This is a genomic window from Peribacillus sp. NPDC096379 (assembly GCF_044762875.1).
GTDB lineage: Bacteria > Bacillota > Bacilli > Bacillales > DSM-1321 > Peribacillus.
In genome coordinates, this window is record NZ_JBIWFD010000001.1 from 1,220,406 (window position 1) to 1,233,926 (window position 13,521).

Annotated in this window: 13 protein-coding genes; 7 read left to right on the forward strand and 6 right to left on the reverse strand. The window is 38.5% G+C overall.

Going from position 1 to position 13,521, the window contains the following annotated elements:
* Positions 1-30 precede the first annotated feature (30 nt).
* From preA to ACIQZI_RS05745, 6 genes are all read left to right on the forward strand, one after another.
* The gene (gene preA / locus ACIQZI_RS05720; protein ID WP_403070409.1) at positions 31-1,308 is read left to right on the forward strand and encodes an NAD-dependent dihydropyrimidine dehydrogenase subunit PreA; all 1,278 of its coding nucleotides are present in this window, start codon (positions 31-33) and stop codon (positions 1,306-1,308) included.
* 38 nt (positions 1,309-1,346) lie between these two features.
* The gene (gene hydA / locus ACIQZI_RS05725) at positions 1,347-2,759 is read left to right on the forward strand and encodes a dihydropyrimidinase (protein ID WP_403070412.1); all 1,413 of its coding nucleotides are present in this window, start codon (positions 1,347-1,349) and stop codon (positions 2,757-2,759) included.
* A gap of 190 nt (positions 2,760-2,949) precedes the next feature.
* Entirely contained in the window at positions 2,950-4,422 is a 1,473-nt protein-coding gene (locus ACIQZI_RS05730) for an NCS1 family transporter (RefSeq protein WP_403072068.1), read from the forward strand.
* A 60-nt stretch (positions 4,423-4,482) separates the two neighbouring features.
* Positions 4,483-4,713, forward strand: coding sequence for a hypothetical protein (locus ACIQZI_RS05735; protein WP_403070415.1), 231 nt, complete (start codon positions 4,483-4,485; stop codon positions 4,711-4,713).
* Between the two features lie 159 nt (positions 4,714-4,872).
* Positions 4,873-6,225, forward strand: coding sequence for an aspartate aminotransferase family protein (locus ACIQZI_RS05740; protein WP_403070418.1), 1,353 nt, complete (start codon positions 4,873-4,875; stop codon positions 6,223-6,225).
* Between the two features lie 37 nt (positions 6,226-6,262).
* On the forward strand, positions 6,263-7,507 hold the full coding sequence (locus ACIQZI_RS05745) for a M20 family metallo-hydrolase (protein ID WP_403070421.1): 1,245 nt from the start codon (positions 6,263-6,265) through the stop codon (positions 7,505-7,507).
* Positions 7,508-7,929: 422 nt separating this feature from the next.
* Here the strand turns inward: ACIQZI_RS05745 and ACIQZI_RS05750 are convergent, their stop codons facing one another.
* From ACIQZI_RS05750 to ACIQZI_RS05765, 4 genes are all read right to left on the reverse strand, one after another.
* Positions 7,930-8,463: a TlpA disulfide reductase family protein gene (locus ACIQZI_RS05750; protein ID WP_062178405.1), complete on the reverse strand. Its 534-nt coding sequence runs from the start codon at positions 8,461-8,463 to the stop codon at positions 7,930-7,932.
* A gap of 486 nt (positions 8,464-8,949) precedes the next feature.
* A complete protein-coding gene (locus tag ACIQZI_RS05755; RefSeq protein ID WP_403070425.1) occupies positions 8,950-10,224 on the reverse strand; it encodes an MFS transporter in 1,275 nt (424 codons plus the stop codon).
* Between the two features lie 154 nt (positions 10,225-10,378).
* On the reverse strand, positions 10,379-10,873 hold the full coding sequence (locus ACIQZI_RS05760) for a GNAT family N-acetyltransferase (protein ID WP_403070428.1): 495 nt from the start codon (positions 10,871-10,873) through the stop codon (positions 10,379-10,381).
* A 167-nt stretch (positions 10,874-11,040) separates the two neighbouring features.
* Positions 11,041-11,247: a hotdog fold thioesterase gene (locus ACIQZI_RS05765; RefSeq protein WP_403072071.1), complete on the reverse strand. Its 207-nt coding sequence runs from the start codon at positions 11,245-11,247 to the stop codon at positions 11,041-11,043.
* A gap of 288 nt (positions 11,248-11,535) precedes the next feature.
* Between ACIQZI_RS05765 and ACIQZI_RS05770 the strand changes: the two genes are divergently transcribed.
* Positions 11,536-12,450: a LysR family transcriptional regulator gene (locus tag ACIQZI_RS05770; protein WP_403070431.1), complete on the forward strand. Its 915-nt coding sequence runs from the start codon at positions 11,536-11,538 to the stop codon at positions 12,448-12,450.
* 229 nt (positions 12,451-12,679) lie between these two features.
* Here the strand turns inward: ACIQZI_RS05770 and crcB (ACIQZI_RS05775) are convergent, their stop codons facing one another.
* A complete protein-coding gene (gene crcB / locus ACIQZI_RS05775; RefSeq protein WP_403070434.1) occupies positions 12,680-13,039 on the reverse strand; it encodes a fluoride efflux transporter CrcB in 360 nt (119 codons plus the stop codon).
* Positions 13,036-13,422: a fluoride efflux transporter CrcB gene (crcB, locus tag ACIQZI_RS05780; protein WP_403070437.1), complete on the reverse strand. Its 387-nt coding sequence runs from the start codon at positions 13,420-13,422 to the stop codon at positions 13,036-13,038. The genes crcB (ACIQZI_RS05775) and crcB (ACIQZI_RS05780) overlap by 4 nt, the downstream gene beginning before the upstream one ends.
* Positions 13,423-13,521: the final 99 nt, after the last annotated feature.

Below are 13,521 nucleotides of genomic sequence, written 5' to 3' on the forward strand. Positions count from 1 at the left end.
AACACATCTTACTAATAAGGAGGTAAAATCATGGCTGATTTACGTATTAATCTAGCAGGTATTGAATCCCCCAATCCATTTTGGTTAGCCTCTGCTCCTCCAACCAATTCAGGATATCAAGTCCAACGTGCATTTGAAGCTGGTTGGGGAGGAGCCGTATGGAAGACATTGGGTGATCCGATATTAAATGTTACATCGCGTTTTGCAGCGGTTAGCTTCAATGGCCAAAGAGTAGCAGGATTTAACAATATCGAATTAATCACCGATCGACCGCTGGAAGTAAACCTAAAGGAAATATATGAAACAAAAAAGCGGTTTCCCAATCACACCATCATCGCATCACTGATGGTTGAACCTAGCCAAGAAAAATGGCATGAAATTGTCAAAAAGGTAGAAGACGTGGGAGTAGACGGGTTAGAGCTGAACTTTGGCTGTCCTCATGGCATGGCTGAAAGAGGGATGGGCTCTGCTTCAGGTCAGGTACCAGAATTAGTGGAAAAACAAACGTATTGGGCGAAGGAAGCCGCAAAAACCCCTGTAATCGTTAAGCTGACACCGAATATAACAGATATTACGGTTACGGCCGAAGCCGCCGTAAAAGGTGGCGCTGATGCGATTAGCATGATCAATACGATTAACAGTTTAGCAGGGGTTGATATTGATTCTTGGAATACCATCCCACATGTTGGCGGAATAGGAGCACATGGTGGTTATTGTGGACCTGCTGTCAAACCGATTGCCCTTCATATGGTTGGCGAGTGTGCGAGAAATCCTCGAATTAATATCCCGATATCTGGAATAGGAGGAATCTCTAACTGGAAAAATGCTGTTGAATTTCTGTTAATGGGTGCAACTAGTGTACAAGTTTGTACAGCAGCTATGCACCATGGTTTTAGAATCGTAGAAGACATGATTGAAGGATTGGATCACTACTTAGATGAAAGAGGAATTGCCTCAGTAATGGACTTGATAGGAAAGTCTGTAGAGAAATATTCAAATTGGGGCGATCTCGATCTGAACTATAAAGTCGTTGCACAAATTAACAATGATATATGTATTAATTGTAATAAATGCCATATTGCTTGTGAAGATACGTCACACCAATGTATCGACATGTTGAAAGATCCCTCGGGAAACAGCTTATTAAAAGTTAGAGAAGAGGACTGTGTTGGCTGTAATTTATGTGCAATCGTATGTCCAGTGGATGGTGCAATTGACATGATTGAAATACCAAGTGGACTGCCACCAATGACCTGGAATGAACGCCAAGCAGCACTGGGTGTAGTTTCATGTGAATCGAATAAATAAAACTGGATATTCAAATTATTATAAATTGGAGGATACCTATGAAAAAAGTAATAAAAAACGGTACGATTGTCACGGCGACGGATACGTATCATGCAGATTTATTCATTGAGAATGGGGTAATCAGTCAAATTGGCAAGCATTTTTCATCTGATGATGCAGAGATCATTGATGCAAAAGGATGTTATGTGTTCCCAGGTGGCATTGATCCACATACTCACTTAGAAATGCCGTTTGGCGGGACGGTAACAAAAGATGATTTTGAAACCGGTACAATTGCTGCAGCCTTTGGTGGTACGACAACGGTCATTGACTTTTGCTTAACGAATAAAGGTGAAAAATTACAAAGTGCGATCGAAAATTGGCATGCAAAATCAAATCATAAAGCGGTGATTGATTACGGTTTTCACCTGCAGATTGTCGAAATGAATGAAGATGTGTTACATGAACTCCCTAAAGTGATCGAACAGGAGGGGATTACATCATTTAAAGTATTTATGGCTTATAAAAATGTGCTGCAAGCCGATGATGAAACACTCTTCCGTACACTTATTTCGGCAAAAGAACTTGGAGCGCTCGTCATGGTACATGCAGAAAATGGCGATGTCATTGATTATTTAGTGAAAAAAGCATTGGAACAAGGCCATACCGATCCGATCTATCATGCTTTAACAAGACCTTCTGAAGTGGAGGGGGAAGCGACCGGAAGAGCAGCAATCTTAACCGGGTTAGCCAGCTCGCAACTTTATGTTGTCCACGTGTCTTGTGCGGATGCAGCTAGAAAAATTGCCGAAGCAAGAAATAATGGAATTGATATTTGGGGTGAAACTTGTCCGCAGTATTTAGTGTTGGATCAGTCCTACTTAGAAAAACCGAATTTCGAAGGGGCAAAATTCGTCTGGTCTCCGCCTTTACGCGAAAAATGGAATCAAGACGTGTTGTGGAATGCTTTAAAAACGGGGCAACTGCAAACAGTAGGATCGGATCAATGTTCATTTGACTTCAATGGACAAAAAGATCTTGGCAAAGGTGATTTTTCAAAAATCCCGAACGGGGGGCCAATTATTGAGGATCGGGTGAGCATCCTTTTCTCAGAAGGGGTAAAAAAAGGCAGAATATCACTCAATCAATTCGTTGACCTTGTATCAACAAGATCGGCTAAATTGTTCGGCCTATATCCAAGAAAAGGCACGATTGCTGTTGGGGTGGATGCGGACATTGTCATCTTTGATCCAACAGTAGAGAGAACCATTTCTCAAGAAACGCACCATATGGCCGTTGATTATAATGCGTTTGAAGGAATGAAAGTGACAGGAGAGCCTATTTCCGTATTATCTCGAGGAGAATTTGTCATCCGAGATAAGAAATTTGTCGGACAATTAGGAGCTGGCCAGTATTTGAAACGAAAGAAATATGGTACAAACGATCAATCAGAAACAACAAACCTAGTTTAACTTTCCATCGATAATAATGTTTATATTAGTGAAGGCCCGTTCCCATTTCCATTATATAAAGATCAATTTTTATAGTTGGAGGAGCAAATGTTTAGTAGCCTCTCCTTTCTTTTCTCACAGCATGGCTAACGTGTCTTATGTGATAATTGCTGGAATATTACAAAAAACAACAGAGAGAAGTGGTGCCTCAATGAAAAAGAGTGGGAATTATCTCAAGTCTCCAGATTTACTGCCGATTTCACATGATGATAGAAAGATAGGAACGAAAGGTTTTGCGGTGATTTGGGTAGGGATGGCGGTGGTCTTAGCCGCATTTGCAATAGGTGGTGCAGGCGTTCAAAGTTTACCGCTAGGATGGGTGATTGTTGCAACGCTTATTGGGTCTGTTGCAATTGGGATGTTCATGACCATTATTGGTGATATCGGCATTGAACATGGCCTTTCCTTTCCTGTTTATATGAGGGCGCCATTTGGAACTATCGGTACGCATATCCCTTCTTTAGTACGTGGCGTAACGGCTGCTTGTTGGTTCGGCCTCAATACGTTTTTCGGAGCAACGGCCATGAATGGAATCTTAAACATTCTCTTTAAATTTGATAATTGGTTTGTGTGCTTCTTATTGTTTGCAGCTGTTCAATTAGTCAATACCGCACTGGGTATTAAGGCAATTGAGCGCTTTGCCGATTTAGCGGCACCAATCATTATTCTTATTTCCGCATGGATGTACACATCCCTTTCTGACCAAGCAATGGAACAAGGAAGAGAAATTTGGTCATGGGTTGAAAGTCCTGTTGCAGGGGGAGCTGCTCTAACAGCTTTTATGGTTGTTGTTATGAGTAATATGGGCTTTTGGGCAACGTTGGCAGCTGATATGCCTTCTTTATCCAGATTTTTTAAAGCTCCAAAAAACGAACGGAATTGGTTTAAACGAAATAAATCGCAAATTGTAGGAAGTATTATTGTCATGCCGATTGTCAACACATTTATGATCATTATCGGTGCCGTTTCATATATTGCAGTATCTAATTTTGATCCTGTTGCTGCACTCCAACAAGCTGCAAGTGGCTTTGTTTTAGGAATTCTTTTATTGATGATTGTGTTTGCGCAATGGTCTACAAATACGTCTGCCAATGTAGTTCCAGCTGCTACGATTTTCTCCAATGTAGGAGGGCCAAAAGTACCGTTTTGGGCAGGAGTTATTATAGCGGGTATCATTGGGATCATCGTACAACCATGGAGTTTATTTGATGTTATCATCCCAGCTCTCCTTATTATTGGGGGAATCTTGTCTGCGATTGTCGGTATTTTATTTACGGACTATTATGTACTTCGTAAGAGACGAGTGAATGTGCATGAACTTTATGAAGATCATGGCCAATTTAAATATATGAATGGATTTAATGTGGCGGGAATGATTGCTTGGGTTATTGGTGGTGTTGCTGCCTATTGGCTACCGGCTTATTCCTTTCTAGTCGGTTTTGTGGTTGGTGCAGTGATTTATTACTTTTTAGCAAAATATTGGTGGTTTAAGAAATATCGACAAGCAGAAATTACGGATCCAAGTGATGAAAAATATTTGGGTATTACAGTTGGCCGTGATTGGGTCATTGATATAGGGGAAGAAACGGCCGTTGTTCCTGAAAGTGTTGAATCACAATTATAATCATTTGTGGTCTTTGTCCGCCTTTTTTTGAATATATTTTTAAAAAAGGAGAGAAAGAAAATGTCCGAGTACCAACAGTTCTTACAAGAGCGAGATCGAATCGATAACCTCCTACAAAAGGGGTTTAAAATCAAACATATTACGGAAAACTTGAGTGGCGCTTTTGTAGAATTTGAAAAAAGGAAAAATCATGACGGCGAAAGTAATAATAAAACGTTACACATTATAACCCCTGAAGCACGTAAGTATTTTTCCGTTATTTTGATCAAACAACAAACAGAAAACATATAATCAACATGTATAGACCAATGGGATCATTCCCCATTATCTGAGTGGAAGGTTTCCTTTTATGGACACCTGGATATGAATGAAAAAGATGTGTGAATTTTTATGCTCATAAAAGGATGATTACGTCGAGATATGACGATTAAATGTGAGAGGTGGAATGAAATGGCGAAGATTAAGCAAAGCGGCGATATCCATGCGTTAGATCAAGAGTATGTTTGGCATTCGATGAAGCCATATAGCCCTGGCTCTACAATGGTTATTGAAAAGGCGGAAGGATCTTGGGTAACCGATCACACGGGCAAGCGCTATTTAGATGCCATGTCTGGTTTATGGTGTGTAAATGTTGGCTACGGAAGAACAGAATTGGCTGACGCTGCTTATGAACAGTTAAAAGAAATGGCTTATTTTCCACTTACACAAAGTCATACTCCCGCCATTAAACTAGCAGAAAAGTTAAACGAAATGCTAGGCGGCGAATATGTCATATTCTTTTCCAATAGTGGCTCAGAAGCAAATGAAACGGCATTTAAGCTAGCGAGACAGTACCATCAACAAAAAGGCGATCATGCCCGTTACAAATTTATTTCCAGGTATCGAGCCTATCATGGGAATTCAATGGGCTCTTTAGCGGCAACGGGTCAAGCACAGCGGAAATATAAATATGAACCATTGGCCCCTGGTTTCATCCATGTGGCACCACCAGATTTATATCGCTCTAATGATCATACTGACTGTCCCCCTACAGAATTGGAGTCCGTGAAAGATATTGATCGAGTGATGACATGGGAGTTAAGCGAAACGATCGCTGGTGTCATCATGGAACCGATTATTACAGGAGGTGGCATTTTAGTTCCACCTGACGGCTATATGGCAGGAGTCAAAGAAGTCTGTGAAAAGCACGGAGCTCTACTCATTGTAGATGAAGTAATCTGCGGCTTTGGCCGTACAGGAAAACCTTTTGGCTTCATGAATTACGGAGTTAAACCGGATATTATTACAATGGCCAAAGGGATTACAAGTGCCTACCTCCCTTTATCGGTAACTGCCGTGAAAAAAGAAATCTATGAGGCATTTAAAGGCTCAGAAGAATATGATTATTTCCGCCATATTAATACATTTGGTGGGAATCCGGCTGCCTGTGCTCTTGCTATAAAGAACCTTGAAATTATGGATGATGAAAAATTATTTGATCGATCCAAAAAATTAGGAGAATATTTACTACATTGCTTATCGACTCTTACAGAAGAGCATCCATTTGTCGGTGATGTAAGAGGCAAAGGTTTGTTAGTGGGGATTGAACTTGTCAAAGATAAGGCAACGAAAGAACCGTTGGAAGCCGGGTTAGTCAATAAAGTCATTGCAGGCTGTAAACAAAAAGGTCTGATTATCGGAAAAAATGGAGCCACGGTTGCAGGATATAACAATGTGATAACTCTAGCTCCACCATTAAATATTGCAGAAGAAGATTTAGAATTTATGATTAAAACGCTAATAGAAGAATTGCAAGCGATTTAGAATGTTAATGTGTGATAGGGGTGGGATGTATAACGTTATGCAAACTTTAACGATAAACAAAAAACGATTAGAGCAAAAAATAAATGATCTCTCGCAAATTGGGAAAATTGCCGAGACAGGAGTTTGTCGGCTTACACTGTCAGACGAGGATAGACGGGCCGTTTGGACAGTGAGACAATGGATGGAAGATGCTGGACTAACGACAAGAATCGATCATTTCGGAAATCTAATTGCCCGACTAGAAGGAGAAAGTCCGGAAGCCCCGATTTTGATGCTAGGTTCACATATCGATTCACAGCCATATGGCGGAAGATTTGATGGTGTCATCGGGGTACTCGGTGCACTTGAAGTCGTTCAAACGATGCAAGAGCAAAGCATCGTACCAAGTATGCCCATTGAAGTCGTAGCGTTTTCGGATGAAGAAGGCTGTCGTTTTAATAAGGGGTTATTTGGGGTCAGAGGGATACTCGGGAAACTAGAAGACGGTGAATTAGAACGGACTGACAAAAATGGAATCACAAGAAAAGAGGCATTAATTCATTTCGGATGTGATCCTACTAAATTAAAGGAGTCGGAATATCCAGAAGGAAAGATTGCAGCGTTTCTTGAGATGCATATTGAACAAGGACCTGTTCTGGAAGCGAAGGATACACCTGTTGGAATTGTTACGGGTATTTCGGGACCATTATGGTTAACGGTAGAATTAGAGGGCTTTGCTGGTCATGCCGGCTCAGTGCCAATGCCGATGCGAAAGGATGCCCTTGTTGGAGCAGCGAAGATCATTGTAGCGCTAAATGAACTAACCAGCGCAGATTGTTCGGCTCCTACAGTTGGTACTGTAGGAAGTATGAATATTTTTCCAGACTCACGGAACATCATCCCAGAGAAGGTGAGTTTTACAGTCGATTTAAGAGATATTGATATCGACCGACGACATAGAATTGAAAAGCAATTAAGAACAAGAATTACGGAAATCACAGAGGAGCATCAATTAATTTGTAAAATCACAGAAGATACCAATAGTGAGCCACGCTATTGTTCCGAAAGAATTATGAATGTCATGAGAGAAGAAAGTGAGCAAATCGGTTTAAATCCAATTGATTTAATGAGCGGACCATTTCATGATTCTCTCGCGATGTCATACGTTTGTGAATATGGAATGATCTTCGTGCGCTGCAAGGATGGTATTAGCCATAATCCGAAAGAGTTTTCCACCATAGAGGACATATGGTTAGGAACGGAACTGTTGTACCGGACGACTATTAAGATGGCGAGTGAATAACTGTTATCTATAAATTGAACGATTGAATTCCCTCTTTTATTTCGAAAGCTATGTAAAGTCAAAGTAAAAATCAGGGTAATAGGAAAAAACGCATTCAAATCCGACCTTCTCATCAGGAAAAGTAGGGAAGCCCAGTACAGTTGATTAAGATTACGAGTTGGAATCAAGATTTGCGCGCGGGAATGAGCAATTTTCGATCCAGAATCGAAAATTACATGGCAAAATCGTTTTGTCGTTCGTGTGCAACACCCGCCTTCAGTGGTCTAATGAATGACCTGTGAAGGTAGGTGTTTTTTTCTTCCACATAGGATACAGAAGGCATTCTGCTTCGAAGTCGGAACAAAAGATATGGCAAAATCAGCGAGTAGTCTTTATCCACAGCGAAACAATGGAAAAAATTCTTTGTACTGCTTTCAGATTTTTCAGCTCGCCCCGTGTGCCAAAATAGCCATTTTCTCTTCATCCATCGGCCCAATGACTTTTTCTCTAATGATGCCCTCGCGATCGATAATGTAGCTTGTTGGGATGGAAATGGTTTTGTACAGCTTTCCAACAGTGTCTGTTTTGTCTAACAAAATCGGGAATGTTAATTGATAGTTTGCAACGAAATCAGCGACCGCTTTTTCATTTTTTTCTTGAGCTGTTAAATTTACTGACAACAGAGTAATATCGGAATTACGACTTTTTTCATAAAAACTTTGCATTTCCGGCATCTCTGCTTTGCAAGGCGGACACCATGTCGCCCACAAGTTTAAAATTACGACTTTGCCTCGATAATCCGAAAGCTTTATTTGCTCTCCTGATAACGTCGTCAATTCAAAATTCGGTGCAGGTTTCCCTATTTTTACAACAGGCTGAGTCTGTCTGGATCCCGTTAGCTCCTCAGCACTGACGTATGAGTTTGCGGCTATTAGTCCAATCCATACAGATAGGATTGTATAACATAGTTTTTTCACTAACCTTTCCCTCCTTGCTAACACCATCTTTACTTAATTTCCCCTGAACACTGTCAAATATGAAAAATGATTTATAACAGAAATGTTAGGCGACGATAAAGTTATTTAATTACAAATAAAATCGTTACATTTACAATAAGGAAGTATTTGTATGTATCATAAGTGCTCTTTCCAAGTCAATTATAATAGAATGTGAAGAAATGAACTTAAATTAATGACGCAGGTTAGTAAAAGAAGGAAAAAGATAATTAAGATAGCGTTAGGAAAATGCAGATATACAACATTAAGGAAATCCAAATATAAATGCCTGATTTCTGACTTCTAGCATCTGGGAATTAGGCTTTAGTGACTCCAGAACAGCACCTTTTAGTAATTAAAATATAGATTCTCTTGAATACAGGCTGCTTGCCAGAATCTATAAAAACTTTGTCAATCCTGTGAGGTGAGAGTAAAGTAAATACATCAGTTTTAGCTTTCTATGCATTGCTATATATTCATTAATCCTTCTTTTGTTAATTGACTTGAATGTTGTTTTTTAATAATAATGACAAATAAGCTTGCTAATAAACAGAAAACTCCTGCCAAGAAGAATGCCCAAGTGTAAGTGTTGAAAAATTTGTAGATCAGACCCCCTCCATAAGCAGCAGCTGCTGCACCTGCCTGATGGAATGCATAAATCCAACCATAAACTATTCCACTTTTATTGATGCCGAAGATTTGTCTTGAGATACTAATCGTTGGTGGAACAGTTGCAATCCAATCTAATCCATAAAACACAGTAAAGATAACTAGCATAGTAATGGAACCTTCATTTAATGCACAGGGAAGGAATACAAGAGAAACCCCTCTTAAACCGTAGTACCAAAATAATAGCCATCGATTATCGAATCGATCTGACAGCCAACCGGATAGAGTTGTTCCTACTAGATTAAAGATTCCCATAAACGAAAGAATCGAAGCTGCTGTAACTAAAGGTATTCCAAAACTAATACAGTAAGAAACAAAATGTGTACCAATTAAACCACTCGTTGAAAGCCCACAAATAAAGAAACTACCAGCTAATAACCAAAATCCCTTCACTTTCACAGCTTCGAATAAACCATTGAAGGCAATAACAATAGGATTTTCCTTTTGTCCTTCATCGCTCTCTTGTATTTTCTCTTCAAGTCCATATGGAAGAATACCAACATCCTTTGGTGTGTTTTTCATAAATAAAAAGATTATGATAAGCATAATGAAACTAAGGATCATCATTAAACCAATCGCTGGGCGCCACGAATAATTCTCTATAATAGCTGCTAAGACAGGAAGTAAAATTAACTGGCCTGTCGCTGTACTTGCCGTTAATATTCCTACTGCAAGACCTCTTCTTTTCTCAAACCAATGATTCGCTACATATGGACTTAATACCGTTAAAAAAAGACTTGATCCTAGCCCAATAATAAAGCCCCAAATGATGATCAGCTGCCATGATTGATTCATAATGATGATTAGTATGATACCCGTCAGTAAAGTTGCCATAGAAACTATCATCATTTTCTTTAAGCCAATCACATCAAGTAATGCTGCCATAAACGGACCTGATATACCATATAAAAACATACTAATGGCAAAAGCTAGTGCAATAACAGATCGATCCCAGCCAAATTCATTTTCGAAAGGATTTATGAAAACCCCTGATGATGACATGACAATTCCGGCTACAATAATGGAGAAAAATGTTACGGTAAGAATAAACCAGCTATAGTGTATACGTTTCAAAACTCAACCCTCATTCTATGGATATTTCTCATCATGTTCTACATTCTTGGTGTAAGATGCATTCTAATTTCCATGGAGTTACTTAAAATATTTTCCTGACTTTTTAGATGCATGGTGGCTGTTTAATCGTTTCTAACTACATATTCTCAAAAGTTCAATATTTTTTCTTAGATAGGTCTAATTTAAAAATAAGTGAATCTCTATCAGGGTAGTCATATTTAATCGGCAAATCCTCTTTGACAATCTCCTTAAATCCAACTTTTTTATAGAAACCATGTGACCTAGTAGCTTTAGATGGAGTATCCAAAATCACCTTAGTAAACCCTTGTTTCTTCGCAAAAACAAGTAATGTTTCGTAAAGACCTGTTCCTATCCCAACCTCTTTACCACGATAATCTTTATAAACGAAAAATTTCTTTAATACTGCAACCTCATTGGTTTTCTTCTGCAAACCAATAGAACCTACAACCTTTTCGTTATTATTTAACGCTATCCAAAAATTGCCACCGTCATTTACATAATTCGATTGAATGTCTAGAATATCTGGTTGTTCTTCGACACGAATACCCAATTCATACTCCGCATTCTGTACATGCAATATTAATTTAATGACATCTTCTTTATACTTATCATCGTAAACCGTAATCATTTATTAACTCCCCCAATTGTGTTTATAAAAAGATATACTATTTATATTTTTGTAATGGAAATATTGAATTTATCTACTTTACCTACTGAAATCAACAACAATGTTTAACAGAGTACGGGTCAACTTAAAATATTGGTTTAAAGCTGTTGTATTACTAGTTGAACTATTTATGAATTATTTTTCTCTATCTTTTTTTTGACAGCCGTTGTAGATCTAGAAAAACAGATAGGCTTATTCTTCTCATCTGTAATTTGAATTTCCCAAACCATGGTTGTTTTGTGGATGGGAAAACCAGTAGCTTTTACAGTTCCTTTACTCTCTCCACGAATGTGATTGGCGCTAATCTCCAATCCAATTGCATATTCATTCCCCATATCCAAGAGATTCCAACTTCCTACACTTGCCACAGTTTCACTACTGAAGCTCCTCCATGAAGCTGTCCAAAGTGTTGTCTGGTTGCATCATGAACGGGTATCGGGCGACTACCTTCTCATTTGACACTTCAACAATTTCGATTCTAAGGGTATCCAATATTTATCCTCCTGATTTCTATTTTTCTTAACATTAACTTGTAACTGATTATTAGTAAAATTGAAGTTTATGAAGTTATCCATTGATTTTTTTGATACTATAGAAGTAAGAGTAAAATAAAGGTTGGTGAAATGATGGAAATACGCCATTTTATTACGTTTAACAAGGTCATTGAAACGGGTAGCTTCACACAAGCAGCAGAACATTTAGGTTACACTCAATCCACGGTGACTTCTCATATTCAGGCGCTGGAAGAACATTTAGGCGCACCTCTGTTTGATCGGATGGGCCGAAAGATAAGATTGACTGATATTGGCAAGAAGTTGTTGCCCTATACTCAAGAGATTTTAGATACCTATGGAAAGATCGAAAGCATTACCAGTGATGGAGAGGATATAAGAGGGGAGTTAAAGATTGCGGCTCCGGAATCACTAACGGTATATCGCCTAGAACCAATATTAAGAGAATATAGAAAGAAGTTTCCTCATGTAAGCATCAGTTTAAGTAACGCCACCTGTGGAGATAACAAGAGAGCAATACTTAATGGTAGTGCAGATATTGCATTTGTCATGTTGCCACAGTTACAGGATTCAGATTTAATCGTCCATTCGTTATTAGACGAACCGATTGTCCTTGTTGGAAGTCCTGACTGTATACTGAATAATTTAGATAAAAGCTACGAAAATCAAAAGATAAGCGAGTGTTTGATTGCGAATGAGAAAGAATGCAGTTATCGAACGATGTTTGAAGAATACCTTGGAGAACGGGGGATTGTACCTTCCCACACGATGGAGCTTTGGAGTATAGAAGCGATGAAACGTTGTGTAATGAGTGGGCTTGGTATTGCTTATTTACCTTTAATGACAGTAAATGATGAAATCAAGGAAGGAAGGTTAAAAGTAATTCCCTGCGTTGGTGGCTTTAAACAGATTTTCTCCCAAGTCGCTTATCACAAAAACAAGTGGATTTCCCCAGCTTTATCAATGTTTATCGATATTACTTTGAAACATGCAAGAGACTGGTCATGTGCGGAGACTACTTGTTGAGCGAACATGGTGCTTTTCTTGAATAAGTTTGAAGAACACTTAGATTTATATGATTTTATTGTTATATGATTAAGCGCAGTGAAGATTTTACATTTAAAAATTAACCAACTTTATTTTAACCCCGTCCTAAAATCAGAACGGAGTTATTCGTGTTGGGGTTTTAAAATTAAATAACTTTATTGTCACTATACAGCTGGTTTAGTGAATCCTAATAGATACATTTCTTTCTTTAAATAACTAGACCAGCCAATGCTGAAATACCACCTATTATGACTGAAGTTATTACATAAAGAATTGCTAATTTTATTTTATTAGATTGTATTAAAGTTATGGTTTCATATCCAAAGGTAGAAAAGGTTGTATATGCACCACAGAAACCAACCCCCAAAAAAGCCCATACCCAATCACTGATTTGATTTGTCTGATGAAGACCGGCAATAACTCCAAGAAAAAATGAGCCTGTAATATTAATAATCCAAGTACCAATTGGGAATGGATGCACTCTTTGAGCTTTATTCGTAATAAAACTGCCTAATAAAAATCTAGCAGTAGCACCTAATGAACCGCCTAGTCCTATTAACCAAATCATACTACATCTCCTTTTTCTTTATATGTTAATGCCAATTTACGACCTAAATAAGCTAATAGTAAGCCTAGTATTGTGGTTGTTAAAACATAGAGTAGTGCTAGAAAAATAAGACCTTCTTGGAATAAATGAATAGTCTCCACTGAAAAGGTTGAAAAGGTTGTAAACGAACCGATAAAACCTGTTCCAATAATTAACGTAAATTCGGGTCTTATTCTTTTCTTTTGGTCCATAAATGTTAGAAACCAACCGAGGAAGAGGCAGCCAAACAGATTTATTAGTAAGGTACCCAAAGGAAATCCATGATTTGTAGGTATCCATACTCCCAAAGCATACCTACATACAGCACCCAAAAAGCCACCAATCATAACTGCTAATACATTCAACTTAATCACCTTTCTCTTTTACCTTAGGGCTTAGTAACTTGAAATAAATAGGGGAATTATCGATTTTAGAGCAAAAATCCCCAGTTATTCCTTCCCGCT

Coding starts and splice junctions, on each gene's coding strand:
- preA (WP_403070409.1), top strand. CDS start 31: ATGGCTGATTTACGTATTAATCTAGCAGGTATTGAATCCCCCAATCCA.
- hydA (WP_403070412.1), top strand. CDS start 1,347: ATGAAAAAAGTAATAAAAAACGGTACGATTGTCACGGCGACGGATACG.
- ACIQZI_RS05730 (WP_403072068.1), top strand. CDS start 2,950: ATGAAAAAGAGTGGGAATTATCTCAAGTCTCCAGATTTACTGCCGATT.
- ACIQZI_RS05735 (WP_403070415.1), top strand. CDS start 4,483: ATGTCCGAGTACCAACAGTTCTTACAAGAGCGAGATCGAATCGATAAC.
- ACIQZI_RS05740 (WP_403070418.1), top strand. CDS start 4,873: ATGGCGAAGATTAAGCAAAGCGGCGATATCCATGCGTTAGATCAAGAG.
- ACIQZI_RS05745 (WP_403070421.1), top strand. CDS start 6,263: ATGCAAACTTTAACGATAAACAAAAAACGATTAGAGCAAAAAATAAAT.
- ACIQZI_RS05760 (WP_403070428.1), bottom strand. CDS start 10,873: ATGATTACGGTTTACGATGATAAGTATAAAGAAGATGTCATTAAATTA.
- ACIQZI_RS05765 (WP_403072071.1), bottom strand. CDS start 11,247: ATGGGGAATGAATATGCAATTGGATTGGAGATTAGCGCCAATCACATT.
- ACIQZI_RS05770 (WP_403070431.1), top strand. CDS start 11,536: ATGATGGAAATACGCCATTTTATTACGTTTAACAAGGTCATTGAAACG.
- crcB (WP_403070434.1), bottom strand. CDS start 13,039: ATGATTTGGTTAATAGGACTAGGCGGTTCATTAGGTGCTACTGCTAGA.